Here is a 24299-nt window from a genome sequence, read left to right as displayed (position 1 = left end):
AGTTACGTACGGGATGCCGACGGCGCGCGAGCGCGAGCGGCTGTCTGCGGCAACGGCGAAGATGTGAGGATGCATCCCGCGCTCTCGCGCTTCACCCCCGCCACGCGGGAGTGGTTCGCCGGCGCCTTCCCTGAGCCGACTCCCGCGCAGGTCGGCGCCTGGGATGCCATCGCGTCGGGTCGGCACGCCCTGGTCGTCGCCCCCACGGGTTCCGGTAAGACACTGTCGGCATTCCTTTGGTCTCTCGACCAACTCGCCGCCAGCTCGAAGATCGACACCCCGAAGCAGCGCACCCGCGTTCTCTATATCTCCCCGCTGAAGGCGCTCGGCGTCGACGTGGAGCGCAACCTTCGCGCCCCGCTTGTGGGAATCACCCAGGTAGGGCTGCGCTTGTTCAAGGAGCAGGGCCTAGGCCAGGCCGTCCCGCCGATCTCGGTCGGCGTGCGATCCGGTGACACGACGAATGCCGATCGTCGCATGTTGCTGCGGGAGCCTCCCGACATCCTGATCACGACCCCCGAGTCGCTCTACCTGATGCTGACGAGTGCGGCCCGCGAGACGCTGACCGGGGTCGAGACGGTGATCGTCGACGAGATCCACGCGGTGGCGGCGAGCAAGCGTGGCGCGCACCTCGCGGTGACGTTGGAGCGGCTGGATGCTCTCCTCGAGAAGCCCGCGCAACGCATCGGGCTGAGTGCCACGGTCCGGCCGATCGAGGAGGTCGCGCGTTTCCTCGGCGGCGCCGCCCCGGTGACGATCGTGCAGCCGCCGGCCGCGAAGACCTTCGACCTGCGGGTGATCGTTCCCGTCGAAGACATGACCGAGTTGGGCGTGCGCACGACCGACGCGGTGATCACCGGACCCGGCGAACCCGAAGAGACTGGGCTGCAATCCGCGGGTTCGATCTGGCCGCACGTCGATCGCGCGATCGTCGAACAAGTGCTTGAACACCGGTCGACGATCGTGTTCACAAACTCCCGGCGGCTGGCCGAACGGCTGACCGCGGCGATGAATGACATCTACGCGGAGATGCTCACCGGCATCGTGCCCGAGAAGTTCCCGGCGCAGATGGTCGGGCAGTCGGGCACCACGGGGGTGGCCACCAAGGTGCTCGCCGAAAATCCGCAGCTCGCACGAGCCCACCACGGCTCAGTAAGTAAGGAGCAACGCGCCGAGATCGAAGACGCGCTCAAGTCGGGTCGCCTCCGTTGTGTCGTCGCCACTAGTTCCCTCGAGCTCGGCATCGACATGGGAGCCGTCGATCTCGTCATCCAGGTCGAGACTCCGCCGTCGGTCGCGAGTGGCCTGCAACGCGTGGGGCGAGCGGGCCACCAGGTCGGCGAGATCTCGAAGGGCATCCTGTTTCCGAAGCATCGCGCCGACCTGCTCGGCACGACCGTCGTGAGCGAGCGGATGCGCACCGGGCTGATCGAGGCACTCAGGGTGCCGCAGAATCCGCTCGACATCCTGGCGCAGCAGACCGTCGCTGCGGTCGCCCTCGAAACCCTCGACGTCGAGGGGTGGTTCGAGACGGTGCGCCGTTCGGCGCCGTTCGCCACGCTCCCCCGCTCCGCCTACGAGGCGACGCTCGACCTGCTCGCGGGACGTTACCCGAGCGACGAGTTCGCCGAACTGCGCCCGCGCATCGTCTGGGATCGCGTGGCCGGCACGATCGAAGGACGTCCCGGAGCGCAGCGGCTGGCTGTCACGAGCGGCGGCACGATCCCCGACCGCGGGATGTTCGGCGTCTTCATCGTCGGCACCGCTGAGGGCGCCCGCCGGGTCGGCGAGCTCGACGAAGAGATGGTCTACGAATCCCGTGTCGGGGATGTCATCGCCCTCGGTGCCACGAGTTGGCGGATCGAAGAGATCACCTCCGACCGCGTGCTGGTGACCCCGGCCTTCGGGCAGCCCGGTCGCGTTCCCTTCTGGAAGGGTGACGGCCTCGGCCGCCCCGCAGAACTCGGCAAGGCGATCGGGATGTTCACGAAAGACCTGGCCGCGCAGCCGAAGGGGATCGAGCAGAGGCTGCGCGACAGTGGACTCGACGAGTGGGCGGTGAGGAACCTGATCCGCTTCGTGGAGGAGCAGAAGGCCGCGACCGGCGCCGTCCCGACCGACACCACACTGCTGGTCGAGCGCTTCCGTGACGAACTCGGCGACTGGCGGGTCGTGCTGCATTCCCCCTACGGGATGCCGGTGCACGCCCCGTGGGCACTCGCGATCTCGGCGCGTATCCGCGAACGCCTGGGCGTCGAAGGCTCCGCGATGGCGGGAGATGACGGCATCGTCGTGCGCCTGCCCGAGACCGACGCCGAGCCGCCCGGTGCCGACCTGTTCCTGTTCGAGAAAGACGAACTCGAACAGATCGTGACGACCGAGGTCGGGGGTTCGGCGCTCTTTGCCTCCCGCTTCCGCGAGGCCGCGGCGCGCGCCCTGCTGCTGCCGCGCTACAACCCCGGCCGCCGCAATCCGCTCTGGCAGCAGCGTCAGCGCAGCGCCCAGTTGCTCGACGTCGCGCGCAAGTACCCGACGTTTCCGATCATCCTCGAGACCGTGCGCGAGGTACTTCAGGATGTCTACGACCTCCCCGCCCTCGCCGAGCTGACCACTGCGATCTCAAGCCGGGCCGTGCGGCTGGTCGAGGTCGAGACCACATCCCCGTCGCCGTTCGCCCGCACCCTGCTCTTCGGCTACGTCGCCGCGTTCATGTATGAGGGAGACTCTCCCCTCGCCGAGCGCCGGGCCGCTGCACTCTCCCTTGACCCGCAACTGCTCGCCGAGTTGCTCGGTCGCGCGGAGCTGCGCGAACTGCTCGACCCGAAGGTGATCGAGCAGACCGAACTCGAACTGCAGCGCCTCGACCCCGAGAGGCACGCGAAGGACGCCGAGGGCATCGTCGACCTCCTCCGCATCCTGGGTCCGCTCTCGACCGACGAACTCTCCCTCCGCTTAGACCCAGCCATGCGCGATCAGACCCCCCTCGATTCGGGTCCGAGTGCGCATGGCTGGGTCCAAGCGGCACTCGAGCAACTGGTGCGCGCGAACCGAGTGATCCGCGCGCAGATCGCGGGCGATGAACGCTGGGCGGTCGTCGAAGATGCGAGCCGGCTTCGGGATGCCCTCGGCGTCCCGCTGCCGATCGGGGTGCCGAACGCGTTCCTCGATCCGGTCGACGATCCGGTCGGTGACCTCGTGTCGCGCTATGTGCGCACCCACGGTCCGTTCAGCGCTCAGGATGCGGCATCCCGACTCGGACTCGGCGTCGCCGTCGTCACCGACGTGCTGCGCCGATTTGCCGCTGACCGCCGGGTCGTCGAGGGCGAGTTCCGTCCCGGCGCGACCGGCACCGAATGGGTGGATGCCGAGATCCTGCGTCGGCTGCGACGACGCTCACTCGCGGCCCTGCGCTCCGAAGTCGAACCTGTGCCGCAGCAGGCGCTCGGACGGTTCCTTCCTACCTGGCATCGGTTTGGCGACCTCCGGGGAGTCGACGGACTGGTGACCGCGATCGACCAACTCGCCGGCGTCGCGCTGCCCGCGAGCAGTTGGGAGAGCATGGTTCTGCCCAGCCGGGTGCGCGACTACTCCCCCGCGATGCTCGACGAGTTGACGACCTCCGGTGAGGTGCTGTGGTCGGGTCGCGGCGAGCTGCCCGGCGGCGACGGGTGGGTCGCCCTCCATCTCGCGGATGCCGCACCCCTCACCCTCGGCGAACCGAACCTCACCGACCAAGGGGATGTGCACGGCCGCATCATCGACGCCCTCGCGGGGGGCGGTGCTTTCTTCTTCCGCCAACTCTCGACCGCGGTGAGCCTCACCGATCCGGTCGATGACACCGCGCTGGCTCGCGCCCTCTGGGATCTGGTCTGGGCCGGACTCGTCGGCAACGACACCCTCGCCCCACTGCGCGCCCGCCTCGGTGCCACCACAACGAGAGCCCGAGCCACTCCCCGTAATCGAGCCCATCGGATGCGGGCCAGAGTCGCGAACTCCCTCGCGCAAACTGCGCCGCCCACTGTCGCCGGAAGGTGGTCTCTCCTCCCCGCGCCCGAAGCAAACCCCACGGTGCGCGCCTCGGCCCTCGCCGAACAGCTGCTCGAACGGCACGGCGTCGTGACCCGAGGGGCTGTGATGTCCGAGGGCGTCGTCGGCGGGTTCTCGCTCGCCTACAAAGTGCTGTCGTCACTCGAAGAGACCGGTCGCACGCGCCGGGGGTACTTCATCGACGGGCTCGGCGCAGCCCAGTTCGCGACCCCTGCCACCGTCGACCGGCTGCGCACCTTCGCCGCCGAACCCGAAGAGGGCGTCACCCCGGTCGCCGTGACGATGACGGCGACCGACCCGGCGAATCCCTACGGCGCAGCTTTGGGTTGGCCTGGTGCCGAAGGTCATCGGCCGGGCAGAAAAGCCGGCTCCCTCGTCGTACTCGTGGATGGCGCCCTCGGCATCTACGTGGAGCGCGGCGGAAAGACAGTCCTGACTTTCACGAGCGACGAGCCGAAGCTTCGAGCCGCCGCGACATCCCTCACCGAAGCCATCCGCCGCACGGGAGGAAAGGTGCGCATCGAGAAGATCGACGGCGAGTTCGCCATGAACACGCCGCTGGGCGCTGCCCTGATCGCGGCGGGATTCGCGGCCACCCCGCAGGGCCTACGGCTCCGCGGCTGAACAGAACTGAGAGGGTAGGAGCATGCCCCGTCGCCGACTGATCGCCGTGTTGCTGGTCGCGGTACTCGTGCTCGCGGCGTTCTGGATTCTGCGGGCGAACCCCGCCATCCTTCACGGGTCGCCGCTCCCGGTCGGTGTCCCCGCCGATGCGTTCGAAATGCAGGTCGTCAGCGTCCACGACGGCGACACCCTTAACCTGCAGACCGACTCCCCCGACGGGGTCGTCGTCTACTCCGCCGCGCCGGTCACGGTACGTCTGATCGGCATCGACACTCCCGAGATCTACCCGCAGCTGGAGTGCTACGGCCACGAAGCGACCTCCGAGCTGGAACGCCTCGCGCCGGTCGGCGCCACCCTATTGGTGAGCCACGACGCCGGACTCACGGATCGCTACGACCGTTCCCTCTTTTACCTGTGGACCGAGGACGGCACTTTTATCAACCTCTCGCTCGTGCAAGAGGGGTTCGCCGTGGCGATCAAGGTTGCCCCCAACGACGCCTACTTCGACGTGCTGAAGGATGCCGAGAACGCCGCCCAGCGCTCCAACCTCGGGATGTGGGGCTCGTGCTGATCGGGGCTAGCTAGATGCCCGAAGGCGACACCGTGTGGAAGACCGCGCAGCTACAGAACGCCGCACTGGCCGGTCAGGTGGTGACGCACAGCGACATCCGGGTTCCGAAGTTCGCGACGGTCGATCTCGCGGGCGAGACCGTGCGGAAAGTGGTGTCGCGCGGCAAGCACCTGTTTCACCGGATCGGCGAGCTGAGCATCCACTCGCATCTCAAAATGGAGGGTGTCTGGCGCACCTTCGGTCCGGGCGAGAAGTGGCAGCGCCCGGCCCACCTTGCCCGCGCGATTATCGATACCGCGACCGTGCAGGCTGTGGGCTTCGAACTCGGGATGCTCGAGGTCATCCCGACCGCGCGCGAGGGCGAGGTCGTCGCGCACCTCGGGCCTGATCTACTCGGACCCGATTGGGATGCCGCTGAAGCAGTACGCAGGCTGGCCACGGCTCCGGAGGTACCGGTCTACGTCGCCGTGCTCGACCAACGCAACCTCGCGGGTATCGGCAACGTTTACGCGAACGAACTGTGTTTCGTGCGCGGGCTGCTGCCGACGCGTCCCCTCGGCGACATCGGCGACGTTCCGGCGTTGGTCGACCTGGCCGAACGGATGTTGCAGGCCAACAAGGATCGCTGGACGCGGTCGACGACCGGCGACCTGCGACCCGGCAAACGGAGTTGGGTCTACGGTCGAGCGGGGCAACCGTGCCGCCGCTGCGGCACCCGACTTCTGAGCGACGAGATCGGTCGCGTCGAGGGCCAGGAGCGCCAGGTCACCTGGTGTCCGCGGTGTCAGTCGTGATGGTGATGATCAGCGCGTGAAACCCTGCAACGCGAGCGTCACGACGTAGCCCGTATCGGGGTCGGTCAAGGTCACCGTCGCGTTCGCCATCAGCTGGTCGTAGGTCACCCAGCCCGTGAAAGCGACCTGACGGAATGACGACCAACCGCTCGCGGTCGTGCAGTAGCCCGGCTCGCCCGGAGCGGTCGACGCCACGAAGTCGGTGCCCGGCCAGAACTCGACATGCACGGTGATCGGGATCGTCTCACCCACTGTGAGCGCGTGCGACCCGTAGTAGTCGTGGGCGTCGCCGACCCAGCAGTCGGCCGTCGTGGTCACAATCGTGTGCGGGGCGAGGTTCACATCTTGGTGATTGAACGACACCAGGAATCGCGTGACCGCGATCACTGCGGTCGAGTCGCCGGTCGAGAACGTGCCGGTTACTCCTGCAGAGGCGTTGATGGAAGGGGTAGAGAACGACCCATCGATCCAGAGGCGGGACGGCCCCTCGTCGGAGTGGGCACCACTCGGCCCGTAGCTGGTCGTCGCACCCGACGCATCGGTCAGCGTCACGGAGATCGCGTACCCCGTCCCCGCGCAGAGTCCTGTGAACCTCAATGAGTGCAGGGTGGTCAGGGTCGCGTCTTGGGTCGTAGCCGTGCCGCCGGCGAGCGGACACACGCCGGCAACTCCGTCGCCGCCGACGAGTCGGGCGGTCACGGTCGTCGGTCGGTCGGTCGTGACGCCGAGGGTGGCGTCGTACGAGCGGGTACCGGTCGCGCTCGGCGTCACGACGACCGTCGCATCCGTGTTCATGCTGGGTCGCGGATCGGTGTCGACCGTCGGGTCGCCCTCCCGCCAATCGCCCAGCACCCATCCGGCGCCGGTGGTCGTCGCCGGCCAGGTGACCACGAATCGCGCGACCCCGACGGACTGGCCGACCGGCACGTCACAGTTCTGGCTGCAGATGGATGTCGGGCGTACGAAAGAGGACAGGGGGACGTCGAAGGTGCGGGTGCGGCCCGCGCACCCGCCGTCGCAGGAAAGCAGGCTCACATCGAGGAGTTGGTGGTTGACCGCCAATCCCGCCGCCGTCGGCACGCGGGTCGTCACCAACATCGAGCCGCCCGCGTCGGTGCGGCCGAGCAGGGCGGCGTAGTCACAGAGCACGACGCCGGTCGAGGTAGAGCTCGGTCCCGTCCACTCCCCGCAGAACTGCCCGTTTTCGGTGGTCGCATCGAGCGTCACACTGCCGGTGGCGACTCCACCCCAGGTCTCGGCCTCGGTCACGACGACGCGTGGGGCGGAGACATCCGGGCTGGTCATCGGGTACTCGCTGACGCGGAGCGGAGTGTCCCGGCTGAAACTGGGCCTCGAGTCGTGGGCGGGAAACCATCCGATACAGACGAGCAGATTCGTCGCGACAGGCACTGCAAAGGTCGCACTGGTGCGCCGGGTGTAGTCGGGCTCGTACGAGTGGTCGCTGAGGTAGCTGTCCGAGACGACCTCAGTCGTCGGCGAGCGGAGGGTGGGATAGGTGCCGGCGCCGTCGGCGTAGTCGCACGACGGCACGACCGCCTGGTCGTAGACGAACATCCGCACGACCTCGTCAGCGGTGTGCGGCGCCGAGGCAAAAACCGTGCTCGATCCGATCGGGTAGATGCGCGTCGGCGGCACGTCGAGCCCGTTCGAGGCCCGCACCGTGATCGTCGCCGACGCCGTTCGCCCCAGGTCGTCGGTGGCGGAGAGGTTCACCTGCACGTTCGAATCGGTCGTGTAGCCCGACCGCTCGATGCAGTAAGCGATCGTCGCGGTTTGGTCGGGATTCGCGGTGTTGGCGTCGTTCCACGCGGTGCGCTGCGCATCCGTGGTCTCCAACGGAACATGCGTGTTGATACTGGTTCCACCGGTGAAGGAGATGAAGTACTGGTCGAACGTGACGGGTGCGTTAGTCGTCGCGATGAAGCGGATCATCCCCGCCTCGGGCGCCGGGCAGTCGGCGGAGTTGGCGCCCGTCGCGACGACGCGCAGCGCGGGCAGCTCACCGCCGATCGCGAGGATCGTGCCGGGGATGCCGGTCGGGCATTCCGGGCCGGAAGGGTCATCGGCGCACGGGTCGCCGGTCGGCGCCGGGCTGGTGGGATCGGTCCCGGGAGGGGCGACATCCGCCGGATCGGGGGCGTTGTCGAGGTCGTCGAGCAGCGTCGAGACGTCGTCGGGCAGCACGCCGGAGGGGACAGAGTCGGGATCCACGGCCGTTCCCACGCCCACGGTGCCGCTGACGGGGAAATCATCCGGATTGGCGTCGAGCAGCTCCTTGAGGGTCTGGTCGCCCGCAACGGGAGCCAGAACGGGAGCTTGGATCGTCGCGGCCGTGATCGTGGTCGACTGCGGAGCGGCGAACAGCCCCCCAACCAGGGCGGCCGCGATGCCGACGGCGAGCGCCGCGACCACCGAAATCACCGGGATGAGCCACTTAGGAACAGTCATCGTCGTCGCCTCAGCCGATGCAGTTGTAGTTGAGGACGGAGGTGGAAACGAACGGGCTGAGATTGCCTGCGGCATCACGCGCCTGCATCTTGAAGGTGACTGAACCGTTTGCGTTGGGCGGTGTGAATGCGTAAGTCCAATGCGTTCCACCTGCAAACGACATCGAGGTGGAGCCAGTGATCGCGCCGCTCCAGCTGACGGAGACCGACTGAACGCCGACGTTGTCGGACGCGTTCGCCGCCACGGTGGCTGACGGCGCCGGGTCGCAGCTGCTGATCGGATTCGGCGATACGCTTTGCTGCCCGATGGTCGGCGGGGTCGTATCCGACGTCGGTGCCGGCGGGTTCGGCTTCGGCGGCGCAGGTGGGGCCGGAGGCGCGGGCGCTTCTGTGACCACGGGGGCGGGGAGGGTCACGACGACCGTCGGGCACCCTTCGCTGATCGTGAGGTCGCTGATGTAGCTCGGGAAGTCGAGCGAGACATCGCCGAGCTGAACCCAGACGGTTCCGCCGAGGGTCTGCGGGTCGCGCACCCCAAGCCAGAGCGAGTCCTCACTACGGGACACAGCGAGCACGCGGGTGTTGGCCGGAACCCGACCCAGGATCGGGCCGTCGATGCATTCGTAGATTGCGGCGGTCTGACCCAGCTCGACCGGGACGTTGGCGACCGTGGTCTCCCCTGCGGGTCGACCGAACGCACCGCTCGCCCCAAGAACGCTCCCCACGATTCCGGCGACCACGATGAGGCCCACCCACGGAACCCAACCGCGCGGGCTTCCACCCCATCCGGGCGCGGTGGATCCGGTGGCGGAGGCACCGGCGTCGCCGGACGCAACCCGTGAACGGATGGCGTCGGCGACACCGGTGGAGTCACCTGGTGCAGCCGCGCGTCCGAGCGCATCGCGCACGAGGCTGTCGAGTCCGTCGAACTCAGCCATGGTGATCCTCCTTCCTCACTCGTGCCGCGAGCGCCTTTCGGGCGCGGAACAGCTGAGTCTTGATCGTGCCTTCGCTGACGCCGAGACCTTCGGCGATGGTTTCCACCGATTGATCGAGGAGGTAGTGCAGCACGCACACTTGTTTCTGTTGCACCGGCAGCTTGTTGATGGCGTCGAGAACGTCAACATCCAGTCCGGCAAGAGCCGAGTCGTAACTCCCGTCGGAGGTTCCGACCTTGGCATAGGCACGGGATTCCGCCCCCCGCGACCGTTGCAGGTCACGCGCACGGTTGGTCGCGACCACGGTGATCCAGGCGGCGACGTTCGTGATCTCTCGGGCCGGCGGCTTCGCCAGAAACCCGACGATCGCATCCTGAACCGCGTCCGCAGCATCCTGCCGGTTGCCCGTGATGAGCCCCACGGCCGCGACGACTTTCGGATACTCGCGGGCGATGAACGTATCCAGGTCAACCTGGGTTCGTTCAGTCACAGCGACGCTCACATTCCCTCGACGCGGGAATGGGTCGGTCAGGTTGACAGGCCCACAAAAGAAACGCTGTGCACAGGATGCCGCATACGGTCACCCGGCGCCACAGTCCATGGAGCGAAGTGGACTCCCCGCAAATCCTGCGCATTCGCATAAATCCGACCGTTCGGCAAGTGGTAGTCGACGTTTGCCTGGCACCCGTAATGTCGCAGCGTGCCAACGCCTGCCGTCCCCAAGGGACCCTCCGACGCTCCCCGAACCGAACACCGCTGGCCGGCCGTCGGTGCCATCGTGTTCGCCCTCGTGCTCTACGCGCTGCTGCCCAGCAGCTTCCTACCGATCGTGCGGTACTCGGTGGTCGGCCTGTGCCTGCTGCTGCTGATTCCGATGATCGCGACCAACCCGGTGCGGTTCGCCAAGCAGACGAAATGGTCGCGAGGCTTCGCCATCGGTTTGACCATCGTCCTCGCCCTCGCCAACCACGTCGCTGTCGTGCAGCTCGTGATCCAACTGGTTCAGGCGCAGAGCGATCCGGCCGGCACCCTGCTGCTCGCCGCCCTGCAGGTCTGGCTCACTCACGTCATCGTGTACGCGCTGATCTACTGGGAGCTCGATCGTGGCGGCCCGGTCGTGCGAACGACAGTGGCCCGCGAGAAGTTGCCATTGGCTGACATCCGGTTTCCCCAAGATGAGGACCGCGATACCGTCATCGAGGTCGCGCGTGGGTCGTCGGTGTCGTCGAACTGGACCGCATCCTTCGTCGACTACGCGTACTTCTCGGCTTCGAACACGATGGCCTTCAGCCCCCCGGATGCCCTCCCGCTCAGCTCACGCGCGAAGATTCTGACCGGTCTGCAGGCCTTCGTCGGATTCGTGATCCTCGTGCTGGTGATTGCGCGATCGGTGTCCCTGCTCGGGCAGTGACGGTCAGCGAAGGAGCAGAACGGCGAGTCCGGCCAAGACTCCCGCGATGGCGCCGTTGAGAGCGATCATCCCTCCGAGGAGGAGGCGAAAGCGACGGGAATTTCCGCGATCTTCGTCGTTACCTTCTACTGCGGCACGCGCAGCGTCGAGGTCATCAAACTTGCCGACCTCGCGGCCCCGAGAGTTGCGGGCGCGATAGATGCCGTCGATGCGTTCGACCATTCCCGCGTGCTCGCCGCGCCGACTGGCGACCCACAGCCCGGCCACGGGAGACATCCACCGGATCTCGCGGATCTCGGCGCGCGTCTCGAGCTGCGAGGAGTGCCCCGCGACGTGAGCGACCAGCCCCGGTTCGAGGGGCGCGAGTTCGAAGGTCATGGCATGACGGTACGTTCCCGATCAGACCCGTGCGCAGGGCTTGACAGGGGGCGTCCATCGACTTATGAGCCGCTACGGACTCTGGGTGTCCTTCTCGGGCGGCTCGGTGGTCAGAATCAGACCGCCCGGCGAGTTGGCCGACTTGGTCAGAATCTGCACCCACTGGGCGTTGAGTCGCGGCTGCCGTCCGCCGAAATACTCGAAGGTCAGGGGAATCGACGGCGAGATCCAGACGGAGGTGCGCCCGAATCCACTGCGTGACGGTTCCTGCCACGAGAACGAGAAGTGCTCCCCCCGCCGTAGCTTCGACCAGATCACCACCTGGAGATGCGCCAGGATGCGGTCGTCGAAAGAAACTGCGAGCTTGGAGTCATAGGTCAGCGTGCCCATGATCGGGAGCATAACCTGCCCGAATAGGTGAGATTTCCGACCCGCGCGTGCCGCGCAGTATACGCAGGCAGGGCGCGGAGGCAACCGTGTTGACCCAGGTTGCGCCTGCGCTGATGGTGAAGCGATGGACAGCGACGATCGCGCGGCCATCGCCGCAGAATTGGCGGACGGCCTCCGGCGCGCTCTCGAAGTCGGAGAACTCGTCGTCTATTACCAACCGGAGTACGACGTGGGGACGGGTCGCGTCGTCGCCGTGGAGGCACTGTGCCGCTGGTGCCACCCGCAGCACGGCCTGCTGCTTCCCGTTCAATTCATCGAGGTCGCCGAGGCACACGGTCTGATGGCGCGCATCAGCGATTTCGTGCTCGAGGAGTCTGGCCGGCGCATCGGCGAGTGGCACCGTCAGGGAGCCGAGATCGGAGTGTCGATCAACGTCTCGCCGAGTCAACTCGACCCCGCCTTCGCCGAGGGGGTGCTGCGCCATGTGACAGAACTGGGCCTGCCTCAGGGAGTGCTCACCGTCGAGATCACCGAGTCCCCAGAAATCTCGTTCTCCGAACCCGAGCTTTCGGCGCTCGCGTCGCTCATCGATGGTGGGGTCGGGGTCTCCCTCGACGACTTCGGCACGGGCCACACGACTCTTGAACTCGTCGAGCGCTTGCCGATCACCGAGGTGAAGATCGACAGGTCGCTCGTGCAGGACGACTCGGACGAAACGGATGCTGTGGTGCGTGACTGCATCCGCGTCGCGCATGGCCGCGGCGCGACCGTCGTCGCTGAAGGCATCGAGAACCAGGAACACTTCGCTCGGGCCGTCGCCTGGGGAGTGGACCGAGCTCAGGGCTACTTCTTCGCGCCCCCGCTGCCAGCCGACGAACTCACGCCTCTGCTCGTCGGAGCGCTCTGACGACGAAGATCGCTGACGACGAAGACCGCCGCGATTAGCAAGCCCGAGGTCATCTGGCAAGCCCGTCGCATATCCGCGATGCCGCAGCCATCCTGAACCACATGACGAAATTGACCGTTCTTGCTCTCGTCGGCACGCTCACGGCGAGTCCGGCAAAATCCAGTTCCGAGAAACTCGCTCGGCAGGTGCTCGCGGCGATTGCCGTACACGGCGTGACGGGTGAGCTGGTGAGGCTCGTCGACCACGACATCAAACCGGGGGTCGATACCGACATGGGTGACGGGGACGCGTGGCCCGTAATCCGCGAAAAGGTTCTGGCGGCCGACATCCTGGTGGTGTCCACTCCGATCTGGATGGGTCATCCCTCGAGCGTCACGCACCGCCTGCTTGAGCGACTGGACGCAGAACTCAGCGAGACCCGCGCCGACGGACGTCCGACGCTGTTCGACAAGGTCGCGATCGTCGCCGTTGTCGGCAATGAGGATGGCGCCCACCTGGTGTCTGCGCAACTGTTTCAAGCCCTCAACGACGTCGGCTACACGATTCCCGCTCAGGGTGTCACGTACTGGGTCGGCGAGGCGATGGCGAAGGTCGACTACCAGGATCTGCCGTCGACCCCGAAAGTTACAGCTGGCACGACGGCGACTGTCGCGGCGAACGCGGTGCATCTGGCCACTCTGCTGAAGGCGAAAAAGTACCCGGTGGATGCCTCGTGAAGCAACGCATCCTGCTCACCGGGGCGACCAGCGGCTTGGGCGCCGGCGCAGCGCTCGGCCTTGCCCGCCACCACCACGTCACGGTTGCCGGGGAGACCTGGCAGCAGGTGACAGCCTTCCGCGAGCGCGCCACCGAGGCGGGAGCAAAACTCGAGGTCATCAAGCTCGACCTGCTGAATGAGGTCGACCTCGCCCACGCGGCAGAACGCGAGGTCGACGTGCTGGTGCTGAATGCGGCGGTGCAGGAGGCTGGGTCGATCGTCGACGTGCCCATGGAGTTGCTACGCCGGGCGTTCGACATCAACGTGTTCGCCCAGCTCGACCTCGCGCGCAGATTCGTGCCTCAGATGATGAAGCGCAAGCGGGGTCGAATCGTCTGGACCTCGTCGCAGGCCGGGCTGTACGCCCCGCCATTCCTCGGCGCGTACGCCGCGACCAAGCATGCGATCGAAGCCATCGCGTCGACGATGCGGGCCGAACTGAACCTGTTCGGGATCGGCGTGGCGACCATCAACCCCGGTCTCTACCGCACCGGATTCAATGAAACAGGTGCCGAGAGTCACAGCCAGTGGTCGAGTCGCTCCGACGTGCTCGTCCCGATGCCGCCGGCTGGCCCGGTGATGGCCCTGCAGCACGACCCACAGCCGATGATCGACGCCATGATCGACGTCATCCCCGACCCCCGGAGTTTGTATCGCACGATGCTGCCCGAGGATGCGGTCGTTGAGACGAAGCTCGCCCAGCAGTTGGCGTGGACGAATCTGGCGCGAGGGCTGCCCTAACTAGATGCCGTAACTGTCTTCGGCGCCGGGTGCGGCGAGCGCGTCATCCTCCGCCGGCGACTCGCTGCCGACATCGATCTGCGACCAGGTCACCGGCATGCCGGGCGAGAACAGGATGTCGATGCCCGGGCCGCCTCGCAGCGGAGGGATGTTGACATACCCGCCACCCGCCTGGATCGCGGTCAGGATGCTGGCCTTGAGCTCTGTCACCGGTTCGGGGAGGAAGTAGTCGCGACCATCTACGGTCAGGCGATTGACGATCGTCATCGGGCCAGGCTACCTCGGGGTCGTAGGATCAACCTCAAATGGGATCACTGCACTACGGCTCCCCGCCCGCGACCTTCGAGCTCGACGACCGTACCCTCGCGCATGTCGAACTGGTCGTGTTGGCGAAGTTGCGACGCCACGAGAGTTTCGCGCTGACCTTTGATGAGGAAGGCGCCGGACGCTCGACGCTCTGGATCAGCTCAGCCTCGACCCTCAGGTTTGTGTTCGAGACGAAACCGTCGCAGGCCACGCTAACCGCCCAGATCAACCGTCAGTGGCTCGATGAAATGATCGATTCCGCGAACACAACCGCGGGCATGCGGATCTTTCCCGAACCCGAGCGCGCCCCCTCGTCCTGAGTTGCCGCCGATGACTGATCGCCGCGAGTACGACCTCGTCGTGGTTGGCGCGGGAGCGGTGGGCGAAAACGTCGCCGACTACGCGACACAGGGCGGCCTGAAGGTCGCGATGGTGGAGGCGGAACTCGTCGGCGGCGAGTGCTCGTTCTGGGCCTGCATGCCATCCAAGGCTCTGCTGCGGGCGGGAGCCGCCGTTCGCGCCGCGTCCGCAGTTCAGGGGGTGTCGAGCCCCGGCGTCGTCGACCCCTCCGAAGTCTTCGCACGTCGCGACAAGGTCGTGCACGACTGGGACGACTCCTCGCAGGTCACCTGGGCCGACGGCGCCGGCATCGACACCATCCGTGGTCACGCACGCATAACGGGGGTCAAACAGCTCACCGTGACGGCGGCGGACGGCACCGTGATCGAGCTCACCGCGCGTCATGCCGTCGCGATCGCTACCGGCAGCGCGGCACTGCTTCCCGACATCCCCGGTCTGCTCGACCTGCAACCATGGACCAGCCGTGAAGCCACCAGCGCGCGGGCCGCGCCCCCGAGCCTGGTCGTGCTCGGGGGCGGAGTGGTTGGCCTCGAGATGGCGACCGCCTACTGCGACCTCGGCAGCGAGGTGACGGTAATCGCGCGTGGCGGCCTGCTGAGTACCCAGGAGCCGTTCGCGGGTGAACTCGTGGCCGCAGCCCTCACCGCTCGAGGGGTCACCGTGAAGACCGGCGTCGATGCCGTGAGCGCCCGCCCCGATGGGCACGACGGGGTTCTGACCCTTTCGGACGGCAGCGAAGTGCGCGGCGCACAGGTGCTCGTCGCGACCGGACGCATCGCCCGCACGGGCGACCTCGGAGTCGAGACGATCGGGCTGACGCCGGGCGAATTTCTCGACGTCGACGACACGATGCTGGTGCGCGGATACGACTGGCTGTACGCCGTTGGCGACGTCAACGATCGCACCCTGCTCACCCACCAGGGCAAGTACCAGGCGCGCGCTGCCGGCGATGTGATCGCGGCCCGGGCGACCGGACGAGCCGTCGATGACGCACGCTGGGGGCGTCACGTGGCGACCGCCGATGCCGCCGCGGTTCCGCAGGTGACGTTCACCGATCCCGAGGTCGCCGCGGTCGGTTTGACCGCCGCAGCTGCCGAGAAGGCGGGCCACCGCATCCGAGTCGTCGACTACGACCTCTCGTGGCTCGCCGGAGCGACCGTGCAGGCCGACGACTATGTCGGCAGCGCTCGAGCGATCGTCGACGAGGACCGGCACGTTCTTCTCGGGATGACCCTGGTCGGTTCCGGCGTTGGGGAGATGATCCATGCCGCGACTATCGCGATCGTCGGCGAGGTTCCGCTGGATCGCTTGTGGCACGCGGTGCCGTCCTACCCGACTCTCAGCGAGGTCTGGTTGCGGCTGCTGGAGACCTACCGGCGCGGTTGAACGCCGACGCGCCTAGCTCGACACGCGATTGCGCCCAGCGCGCTTTGCCCGGTACATCGCGGCGTCGGCCGCCTCGATCAGATTCTCCCGCGGCGAATCGTCACCCGCCACGACGACGCCGCACGAGCCGGTGATCTCCACCACGATTGCCCCGACGAGAACCGGCATCGAGATCGCGCGCACCAGGCGTTCGGCGAGCGCCTGTGCGCGATCGCGCGTCACCCCGTCGCACAACACGACGAACTCGTCGCCGCCGAGCCGCACGATGATGTCTTGGGGACGCGAATTGGCAAGCAGCCGTCGGGCGATCTCGAGGATGACTCCATCCCCGACGTCGTGGCCATGTACGTCGTTGATGAGCTTGAAATCGTCGAGATCGATGAAGAGCATCGCCGTGTCGTCGGACCCCGGAGGCGGCGACGATTCGAGCCGTTGAAGCAGATAGCGCCGGTTGTAGAGGCCGGTCAGAGCGTCGCGCATCGCGAGCTCAGCGAGCCGGGCCTCGGCGCGCCTCTTGAGCGCATCCTCGAGGTCGCTGCCGAGTTCTGTCGCCTCCTCACGCAGGGTTCCCCAGGGTTGGCACCGATCCCGCACGCTTTGCTTCCAGCTCGCGAATGACGCACGCGGCGAGAACTGGTCGGCGCGGTTCGCTGCACCCGGGTCGCCGAGCCAGCTCACCTCGCGAGCCTCTTCGCCCCGGAAGAACAAGAGATGGCTGCCGTCTGCGCCGAGCGGAACGGCGAGGAGGCCGGCGACTCCGGGCAGCAACGAGGCTAGTTCGGGGTGCTCAGCCGTGACACATTCGGTCGTGAATACGCCTTCCCCCATGATCGCCAGGGCTCGCTCCACCCCGTCGAGTGGCGGCACCACGCCGGCACTGCGCGTCTCGCCCGCGAGGCTCACCAGAACACCGTCAGCCGGTACCAGGTCGAGAACCGTGCGAACCCCGCCCAGCAGTGCCGTGGCGATGTCGTCGGACGCGTAGAGCGGAGCCAGAAGGGCGGCGCGGCGCTCGCGGATTTCAATGGTGTGGCGCAGCTGCGCGATCTCGGTCATCGCCGAGAGCTGCAACCCGACCTGCCCGGCGAGCACTTCGATGGCACGGCGCATCAACACCGGGAGCCGGCGGGGGGTGCGATGCGCGCAGGTAATCATCCCGATCAGTCGTCCGTGGTCGAGGATCGACCAGGTCACCGTCGAGGCCTGCCCCATATTGCGCATGTAGGCGACGTGATAGGGCGAGATGCTGCGCAGTTCCGCGTTGCTGAGATCGAGAACGCGCTTGTCACCCCCCAATGAGACGAGCGGGATCACGGGCTCGGTCGTCGAAACGATCGCCCGACACAGTTTGGAGGCATACAGTTCGCGCGCCTGAGTCGGGATATCCGACGCCGGAAAATGCAGGCCGAGGTATGGCTCCAGATCGGGATGCCGGTCTTCGGCCACGATCTCCCCGTGTCCGTCCGAATGGAAGTGGTACATCGTCACGCGGTCGAATCCGGTGATCTCGCGAATCGAGGCGGTCGCGGTGCGGCGCAGCTCGCCGATGTCGGTGATGGCCGACAACCGCTGGATTGCGCTGACGACCGAGGTGCGTGCGTATTCGTGACCCGCAATAGCGGGCTCGAACTCGACGACGACCAATCGATCGACGCGATGCACGATGGCATCCGACTCAACGCCCTCCCAGTCCAGCCGCACCGGGTCGACATAGCTCCCGCTCGCGACGATTTCGGCCAGAGCTTCGCTGCCCGGCTGGTCGAGGGTGCGGCCTAACCAGCTCGCGGCGTTCTCGCTCGCAACCACGACGGTCGAGGTCTCGACATCAATGGCCAGCAGGGAGCCGTGGGACTGAATCGCCCCCGGCGTGCGGATGAGTTCTTTCGCGCACTCCACAAGGCGCGCAATCTCGGCAGCATCGGTGGCGAGTTCGGCGGGATCCATCTCAGGCTCCGTCTGCGATCAGGTTCTGGGACCGGTGGAGTCGAAGGTATCACCCGGCGGGACGGGTGTTCGATGCAATGTAAAAGACGGCCATCCGTTACCGATCCGATATGAAGTTCGGGCCGCATTCGGGTGTGTGGCCCTTGATCCTCGGATACCCAGGTCGGTAGGTTGGCGGAGCGCAGTAAGCGCATCCCGCCGATCTCAAGAAAGGAGCCGAGCATGTTGAACGCGAACCTCGCAGGAATGACTCCATTCCGCACGCGCACTGCCGGCTTCGTCGGCGTCCTCACCGGTCAGAACTAGCGGCTTTCTCGCCGCCGGCTTCACGGTGGCGGCGCACGCGAAGCCCAGGTCCGTCTCTTGCCTCATCGGCAGTCAGCGGATCTCCCTGTCTCGACTCGAATCTCTCCTGTGAGGAAAACCCCATGTCATCCACGCTGTACGCCCACCCGCCGCACCAACTCGACGAGTTGTCGCGCCCGATCTCGCAGCACGCGAATACTCGGCGCCCGACTGCCCTCGACAGATTGGCTCTGCACCTCGGGCTGCTTCTCATCACCTACGGCCGTCGCCGGTATGCGCTGCCCCGCGAGGAAATCTCTCGTCGGTACGCGAACGAGTCGGCCCGCCACACTCGCGAACTCACCTGGGCTCGCGCGCGGCACCTGCTGATCACCTCGCGATGAGCGCGGCGACAGCACCCGGGATGCCCCGGAACCTCCCCGGTTCCGGGGCATCTCCCGTTAACCGTGAACTCTGAACCTTTAGCTAGCGGCCTTCTGGTGCTCGGCGACCCGAGACATGTTCTCGACCGCCCAGTCTTCGAGAGCCTGCAGGGGTACCTGCAGTGAGCGACCGAGCGCGGTCAGTTCGTATTCAACGCGGGGCGGCACCTCGGCGTACGCGGTGCGGTTAACGAGCCCGTCGGCCTCGAGGCCACGAAGTGTCTGAGCCAGCATCTTCTGCGAGATGCCGCCCACACGGGTACCGATTGCCGAAAACCGCGTCGGTCCGGCATCCAGCGCTCCGACAATGAGGACGGTCCAGCGATCGCCGATCCGGTCAAGCAGGCGCCGCGACGGGCAGTCGGGGCGATACGGGTTCCAGATCTCGCGTGCGGGTGAGGTGGTCACCGTTGTGTTCCTTCCTTACTGCAAAGTGCGTACTTCCGCGGATGCCCAACTCGTCGTACCGTACATGAGTAACCAATAGAGAGTAAAGGAAGATTTCATGGCACGCATCACAGTTCTCGGGGGCACCGGCTACGCCGGAGCGGCGATCGTCGCAGAGGCCGCCAAGCGCGGACACGAGGTGACCTCGGTCAGCCGGTCGGCATCCGAATCTCCGATCGACGGTGTCCACTACGTCACCGGCTCGGCCCTCGACGCCGCCGTACTCGACGCAGTTCTGCCGGGCCGAGATGTCGTGGTGAGCGCCATGTCGCCGCGCGGCGACATGGCTCAGCAACTCGACGCCGTGATCGACGGGCTGATCGCGCGACTCGGGCACCCCGGCATCCCGACCCGTCTGGGATTCGTTGGCGGAGCGTCCTCACTCCAGACCGAAGAGGGCGGCCCCACCCTGTGGGACGTTTCGAAGGAGCACATCCCTGACGACGTCAAGCCCGAGGTCGAAACCGGGATTCGGGTGCTTGAGACACTCAAAGCGACGCCGGAAACACTCGACTGGTTCTACGTCAGCCCGCCGCGGGACTTCGGGTCGTGGCTCGGCACCCCGTCGAAGGGTCGCTACCAGCTCGGTGGCGACGTGCTGCTTACGGATGCCGACGGCGGTTCGACGATCTCGGCCGACGACCTGGCCATCGCGATCGTCGACGAGATCGAGAACGGCGCTCACCACCGCGCTCGGTTCACCGCGATGCACTAAGCGGGTCGCGCCGCGGTGCTCTAGGCCAAGATGTGATGCATGCGTGGATTCGCAAATTGGCTGTTCGGCATCGCGGCTCAGCAGCCCAAGGAGTACCGGCGGTTGCGCCGCATCCGGAAGCTGATCTACCGCACCGTGGGCGAGCTGCACGCGGAAGTTCTGCGCTCGCCTGAGCCGATCACGTTCGACGAACTTCCGGGGCGCGCGTTTCGGCCGATCCGTCGGGGCGCGTCGTACGGCAAGGTGCTCGACTGCGCCTGGCTGCACGTCAGCGGCGAGATCCCGCCGGGCACCCCGCGCGACAACCTCGTGGTGATGCTCGGCATCCGCGGCGAAGGGTTGGTACACGCCGCCGACGGAACGATTCTGGATGCTGTCACCACCGCGTTCCAGCAGGGCGACCTGCCGCACAGCGGGGGTGCGTACCGTCCCATACGTCGAATCGACACCTCGGGCGACCGCGTCGAGTTCTTCGCCGACGTCGCGCACAACGGCTACATCATTTACGCGGTAGGAAAGGGCAGATTCCGGGGCGCTCATCTCGCGGTGCGCGACGACGAGGCGTTCGCGCTCTACTACGACTACCTCACCCTCACGGTTCTCGCCGGGGTGACCGAAGATGCCGAACTCGCCACGGAGCTGCGGATCGATCTCGACACGGCCTGGGCGCACGTGGAGGAGGGCGACCTCGCGAACGCCCGACTGGTGCTCGCGGCACCGCTTGCGAAGCCGTCGACCTCCGAGTTTCTGTACAGCGCCGTTGGCCACGGGCACCTCGACATGGCGTGGCTCTGGCCCCTGCGTGAGACGCGCCGCAAGGCCGCACGCACCTACACGCGAGCTCTCGCCTCGATTGAGGACCGCCCCGGTTACATCTACGGCACCTCACAACCGCAGCAGATGCAGTGGATGAAGGAGCGTCATCCCGACCTCTTCGCGCGCATGAAGCACGCTGTCGCTGCCGGACGGCTCGAACTGCAGGGTTCGTTCTGGGTTGAGACCGACACCAATATGCCCGGTGGTGAGTCTCTCGTGCGCCAAGCGCTGATCGGCCGGCGGTTTCTGCAAGAAGAGTTCGCTCTGACCGACGACGACCTGCGGCTCTGCTGGCTGCCCGACACCTTCGGCTACACCGGTGCACTGCCACAGATTCTGAAGAAGAGCGGGATGGACTGGTTTCAGACGATCAAGCTCGCCTGGAACAAACTCAACGACCACCCCTTCCGCACCTTCACCTGGGAGGGCATCGACGGCTCGACCGTGCTCGTACACATGCCGCCCGAAGGCGACTACAACTCGCGCGGCGCTGCCGACGGGCTCCTGGCCGGGTTGAAGAAGTATCCCGAGAAGGACCTCGGCGCGGCTCTGCTGGTCTACGGTTCGGGCGACGGTGGCGGCGGGCCGGGAGAGATCCACCACGAAGTCACCTCCCGTGAAGCCAACCTGCGGGGACTGCCCCGAGTGATGTATTCGCGCGCAGCCGACTTCTTTCGACGGCTGGAGCTCCTCGACATTCGCCACCGCTTTCGCGGCGAGCTCTATCTCGAGGCGCACCAGGGCACCTACACGACGAACGGCGCGATCAAACGGCTCAATCGCATCGCCGAACGCACGATGCACCAGACCGAGGCACTCGCGGCGGCGGTCGGCCAACCCACGCGCGTGCGACTCGAGCAGCTGTGGCGCGACCTGCTGCTGCACCACTTTCACGACATCCTGCCCGGCTCTTCGATCGCCCGCGTGAGCCGAGAGGCCCGCGAGACGCTGAGCCGCATCGCGGGCGAACTCGACGTGATCTCGGAGGAGTTCGTAGCGCTGCTGCCGCACGCGGGCGAACAACTCGGGACGCTCAACTTGACCGGCGTTCCGCGCGACGAGCTGCTGCGCGTCGGAGACACCTGGTATCGCGCCCGGGTCGAGCCGTACGCTGCGGCTCCGCTTGAACCGCTGGCTGAGGTGCCGACCCTCATCGCCGAAGGCGACCTGCTCGGCAACGACATCCTGACCCTGCGCTTTGGACCGACCGGTGAGATCGTCTCGTGCCTCGATGCCGTCGGGAATGAGCACGCGGGTGCCGGCCTCAACCGCCTGGTGCTGCACCGCGACCCCTACCAGTGGCCGTTCGACGCCTGGGAGATCGGGCAGGGCTACCTCAAGCGCTCCCCGCGCGTGCTGCGGCCGTCGCAGGTCGAAACCTTCGTCGACGGGCCGACGGCGATGCGACGGCAGGTCTACCGGTTCCGCCGCTCACGCATCGAGCAACGCATCGTGGTCGAAGCCGGCAGCCCGCTGGTGCGAATCGAGACGCACGTCGACTGGCACGAGACGCACCGGATGCTGCGCGCCGACTTCCGGCCAACTCACTACGGCGAGACGTCGAAGAGCGAGATCCAGTTCGGCCATATCGAACGCCCGACGACCGAAAAGACCGACGTCGAGACGGCGCAGTTCGAGATCTGCGCCCACAAGTGGATCGCGACTGAAGATGCCGACGGCGGATTCGCGCTGCTCAATGACTCGAAGTATGGCCACCGCGCCAAGAGCGGCCTGCTCAGCCTGAACCTGCTGCGGTCGCCCACGTTTCCCGACAAGACCGCCGACCGCGGCAGCCATGAATTCAGCTACGCCTTCCGGCCGTTCGCCACGGGTGATCTCACGGCGGTGATCCGCGACGGCTACCGGATGAACAACCCGCTCCTCGTTCGTTCGGGGGTGTCGTTCGATTCGATCGCGACAGCGAGCAATCCTGCTGTCATCATCGAAACCATCAAGCCTGCCGAAGACGGCGAGGGAGCGGTGATCCGGATGTACGAGAGCCTCGGCGCAGCGACCACGACGTCGCTGCGCACGACCCTGCCGCACAGCCAGGTGACCGAAACCGATCTGCTCGAGCGATCCACCGCTGACGCCGACCTGAACGAACTCCGCTTTGGGCCGTTCGAAATCAAGACCCTGCTGCTCAAGCCCTAAGAAAGGGATTCGACAATGACGTCGACCACCGACCCGACCCGCAAGCCGCTCAAGGCAGTGTGGATGCCGACGCCGCGGGCGCAATCCACCGCGATCGTGACAGCGGCCTTCGGGCAGAACCTGGTCTACGCGACGGTGAGCACCTTCCTGCTCTTCTACCTCGTCGAGTACGTGGGTCTGAGCGTCGGAGCGATCGCGGTCGTCACCGTGGTGCTGACCGTCGCCCGCATCGTGGATGCCATCGCCGACCCCTTCGTGGGAACCCTGGTCGACCGCACCCGCACCCGGTGGGGCAAGTTGCGGCCGTTCATCCTGTTCTCTGCAGCTCCCGTCGCGCTGCTGACCGCACTAATCTTCGCGGTGCCCGACATCGACGAGAGTGGGCAGCTCGTCTACTTCACGATCTGCTACCTGGTCTGGGGCTTTGTCTACGCGGCCTGCGACGTTCCGCTCTGGGGGCTCATCGGGTCGGCATTCCCCGACCAGACCCGGCGCGCCCGGGTGATCGGAAACGTGCGGGCCTTCGGGGCAATTGCGATCGGACTCTCAACGCTCGGCGCGCCCAAGCTCGCCGCGGCCCTCAGCTTCGGGCCTGACACAACCGCGGCCGGGTGGTCTCGCGCCGTTGCGGTGATCGCGGTCGTCGGGATGGGAATCTTCCTTCTGGCGTTCTTTGTTCCGCGTGAGCGCGCGACCACAACCGAGCCACTGGGATTTCGGCAACTGTTCGGGACGCTCTTTCAGAACAAGCCTCTTCTGCTCGTGTTGCTCGGCTCAGTGCTCGGCTTCGGCCGCTCGATCGTGCAGGCGGGCGGCGCCGTGTTTGTCGTGGTCGCCTACGGCAGCGATGAGAACTTCACGCTCGTCGGCGCGGCGATCATTGCGGGGATGGTGATCGCTGCCTTCACGACGCCCGTCGTGATGCGCCGCGTTTCCGGCCGCACCCTCATCCTGTTCAGCGCCGTCGCGGCCGCGATCATCTACGTCGGCATGTATTTCGCGGGGTTTGAGAACCTCATCGTGCTCGTCGTGTTCATCTTCCTGAGCGGCCTCATGCTCGGGGTGTTTCTGGTCGCGCAGACCACGATGATCGCGGATGCCGTTGACTACGCCGAGCAGAAGACCGGGGTCCGTAACGACGGGATCTCGTTCGCGACCCTCACCTTCGTGACCAAAGTGATGAGCGCGTTCTCGGTGCTGGCCTTCGGAATCTTCATCGTGATCGCCGGATACCAGGATGGCGTCACGGTCACCCCGCAGATGCAAGACACCGTCTTTCTGGCGATCACGATCCTCCCGGCGGTCAGTTGCGTGGCCTCGCTGGTGCCGTTTTTCTTTTACAAACTCGGCCCCCAGGAGCCGGTCGCCGATCTGGGACTTTCGTAAACGTTTCGAAAACATTTGAAAGTTACCTAAG

21 protein-coding genes are annotated in these 24299 nt (G+C 66.5%); 13 read left to right on the top strand and 8 right to left on the bottom strand.

Annotated features, from left to right (window positions below):
* Positions 1–69 precede the first annotated feature (69 nt).
* Genes ABIR17_RS05965 through ABIR17_RS05955 form a run of 3 tightly spaced genes read left to right on the top strand, consistent with a single transcriptional unit; the run spans position 70 to position 6036 of the window.
* Positions 70–4671 carry an ATP-dependent helicase gene (locus ABIR17_RS05965; protein WP_348003469.1) on the top strand — a complete coding sequence of 1534 codons (4602 nt, stop codon included), beginning with the start codon at positions 70–72 and terminating at the stop codon, positions 4669–4671.
* Between the two features lie 22 nt (positions 4672–4693).
* Positions 4694–5242, top strand: a complete 549-nt coding sequence (locus ABIR17_RS05960) for a thermonuclease family protein (RefSeq protein ID WP_348003452.1) — start codon at positions 4694–4696, stop codon at positions 5240–5242.
* 14 nt (positions 5243–5256) lie between these two features.
* On the top strand, positions 5257–6036 hold the full coding sequence (locus tag ABIR17_RS05955) for a DNA-formamidopyrimidine glycosylase family protein (protein ID WP_348003451.1): 780 nt from the start codon (positions 5257–5259) through the stop codon (positions 6034–6036).
* 9 nt (positions 6037–6045) lie between these two features.
* Here ABIR17_RS05955 and ABIR17_RS05950 read toward each other — a convergent pair whose 3' ends face one another.
* From ABIR17_RS05950 to ABIR17_RS05940, 3 genes are read right to left on the bottom strand one after another with little or no spacing between them, the layout of a single operon-like run.
* A complete protein-coding gene (locus tag ABIR17_RS05950) occupies positions 6046–8505 on the bottom strand; it encodes a hypothetical protein (protein WP_348003450.1) in 2460 nt (819 codons plus the stop codon).
* A gap of 10 nt (positions 8506–8515) precedes the next feature.
* The gene (locus ABIR17_RS05945) at positions 8516–9442 is read right to left on the bottom strand and encodes a hypothetical protein (protein ID WP_348003449.1); all 927 of its coding nucleotides are present in this window, start codon (positions 9440–9442) and stop codon (positions 8516–8518) included.
* Positions 9435–9932 (bottom strand): RNA polymerase sigma factor, encoded by a 498-nt coding sequence (locus ABIR17_RS05940; protein WP_348003448.1) that lies wholly within the window; start codon positions 9930–9932, stop codon positions 9435–9437. Before ABIR17_RS05940 ends, ABIR17_RS05945 begins: the two co-directional genes overlap by 8 nt.
* Before the next feature lie 210 nt (positions 9933–10142).
* Between ABIR17_RS05940 and ABIR17_RS05935 the strand changes: the two genes are divergently transcribed.
* Positions 10143–10853 carry a hypothetical protein gene (locus ABIR17_RS05935; protein ID WP_348003447.1) on the top strand — a complete coding sequence of 237 codons (711 nt, stop codon included), beginning with the start codon at positions 10143–10145 and terminating at the stop codon, positions 10851–10853.
* A 3-nt stretch (positions 10854–10856) separates the two neighbouring features.
* On the opposite strand, the gene ABIR17_RS05930 is transcribed toward ABIR17_RS05935, so the two are convergent.
* On the bottom strand, positions 10857–11231 hold the full coding sequence (locus ABIR17_RS05930; RefSeq protein ID WP_348003446.1) for a hypothetical protein: 375 nt from the start codon (positions 11229–11231) through the stop codon (positions 10857–10859).
* A gap of 72 nt (positions 11232–11303) precedes the next feature.
* Positions 11304–11621 carry an ATP-dependent DNA ligase gene (locus tag ABIR17_RS05925; protein ID WP_348003445.1) on the bottom strand — a complete coding sequence of 106 codons (318 nt, stop codon included), beginning with the start codon at positions 11619–11621 and terminating at the stop codon, positions 11304–11306.
* 124 nt (positions 11622–11745) lie between these two features.
* On the opposite strand from ABIR17_RS05925, the gene ABIR17_RS05920 reads away from it, so the two are divergent.
* From ABIR17_RS05920 to ABIR17_RS05910, 3 genes are all read left to right on the top strand, one after another.
* Positions 11746–12528: an EAL domain-containing protein gene (locus ABIR17_RS05920; protein WP_348003444.1), complete on the top strand. Its 783-nt coding sequence runs from the start codon at positions 11746–11748 to the stop codon at positions 12526–12528.
* A gap of 101 nt (positions 12529–12629) precedes the next feature.
* Positions 12630–13244, top strand: coding sequence for an NAD(P)H-dependent oxidoreductase (locus tag ABIR17_RS05915; RefSeq protein ID WP_348003443.1), 615 nt, complete (start codon positions 12630–12632; stop codon positions 13242–13244).
* A complete protein-coding gene (locus ABIR17_RS05910) occupies positions 13241–14026 on the top strand; it encodes an SDR family oxidoreductase (RefSeq protein ID WP_348003442.1) in 786 nt (261 codons plus the stop codon). The genes ABIR17_RS05915 and ABIR17_RS05910 overlap by 4 nt, the downstream gene beginning before the upstream one ends.
* Here ABIR17_RS05910 and ABIR17_RS05905 read toward each other — a convergent pair whose 3' ends face one another.
* The gene (locus tag ABIR17_RS05905; protein WP_348003441.1) at positions 14027–14293 is read right to left on the bottom strand and encodes a hypothetical protein; all 267 of its coding nucleotides are present in this window, start codon (positions 14291–14293) and stop codon (positions 14027–14029) included.
* A gap of 38 nt (positions 14294–14331) precedes the next feature.
* On the opposite strand from ABIR17_RS05905, the gene ABIR17_RS05900 reads away from it, so the two are divergent.
* Together ABIR17_RS05900 and ABIR17_RS05895 are read left to right on the top strand one after the other, a co-directional pair.
* Positions 14332–14652, top strand: a complete 321-nt coding sequence (locus tag ABIR17_RS05900) for a hypothetical protein (protein ID WP_348003440.1) — start codon at positions 14332–14334, stop codon at positions 14650–14652.
* A gap of 10 nt (positions 14653–14662) precedes the next feature.
* Positions 14663–16078, top strand: a complete 1416-nt coding sequence (locus tag ABIR17_RS05895; protein ID WP_348003439.1) for an NAD(P)/FAD-dependent oxidoreductase — start codon at positions 14663–14665, stop codon at positions 16076–16078.
* Between the two features lie 12 nt (positions 16079–16090).
* On the opposite strand, the gene ABIR17_RS05890 is transcribed toward ABIR17_RS05895, so the two are convergent.
* Positions 16091–18022 (bottom strand): diguanylate cyclase, encoded by a 1932-nt coding sequence (locus tag ABIR17_RS05890; RefSeq protein WP_348003438.1) that lies wholly within the window; start codon positions 18020–18022, stop codon positions 16091–16093.
* A 428-nt stretch (positions 18023–18450) separates the two neighbouring features.
* Between ABIR17_RS05890 and ABIR17_RS05885 the strand changes: the two genes are divergently transcribed.
* On the top strand, positions 18451–18711 hold the full coding sequence (locus tag ABIR17_RS05885; protein WP_348003437.1) for a hypothetical protein: 261 nt from the start codon (positions 18451–18453) through the stop codon (positions 18709–18711).
* Between the two features lie 78 nt (positions 18712–18789).
* Here ABIR17_RS05885 and ABIR17_RS05880 read toward each other — a convergent pair whose 3' ends face one another.
* The gene (locus ABIR17_RS05880; protein ID WP_348003436.1) at positions 18790–19158 is read right to left on the bottom strand and encodes a helix-turn-helix domain-containing protein; all 369 of its coding nucleotides are present in this window, start codon (positions 19156–19158) and stop codon (positions 18790–18792) included.
* 97 nt (positions 19159–19255) lie between these two features.
* On the opposite strand from ABIR17_RS05880, the gene ABIR17_RS05875 reads away from it, so the two are divergent.
* The 3 genes from ABIR17_RS05875 to ABIR17_RS05865 are packed head-to-tail and all read left to right on the top strand — an operon-like array spanning position 19256 to position 24268.
* Positions 19256–19912: an NAD(P)H-binding protein gene (locus ABIR17_RS05875; RefSeq protein WP_348003435.1), complete on the top strand. Its 657-nt coding sequence runs from the start codon at positions 19256–19258 to the stop codon at positions 19910–19912.
* Between the two features lie 39 nt (positions 19913–19951).
* On the top strand, positions 19952–22882 hold the full coding sequence (locus ABIR17_RS05870; protein ID WP_348003434.1) for a glycoside hydrolase family 38 C-terminal domain-containing protein: 2931 nt from the start codon (positions 19952–19954) through the stop codon (positions 22880–22882).
* 15 nt (positions 22883–22897) lie between these two features.
* Positions 22898–24268 carry a glycoside-pentoside-hexuronide (GPH):cation symporter gene (locus ABIR17_RS05865; protein WP_348003433.1) on the top strand — a complete coding sequence of 457 codons (1371 nt, stop codon included), beginning with the start codon at positions 22898–22900 and terminating at the stop codon, positions 24266–24268.
* Positions 24269–24299: the final 31 nt, after the last annotated feature.

This window comes from Pseudolysinimonas sp., from assembly GCF_039912695.1.
Taxonomy (GTDB): domain Bacteria; phylum Actinomycetota; class Actinomycetes; order Actinomycetales; family Microbacteriaceae; genus Pseudolysinimonas_A.
Note: the sequence above shows the minus strand (reverse complement) of the source record. Positions and strands in the feature narration are given on the sequence as shown.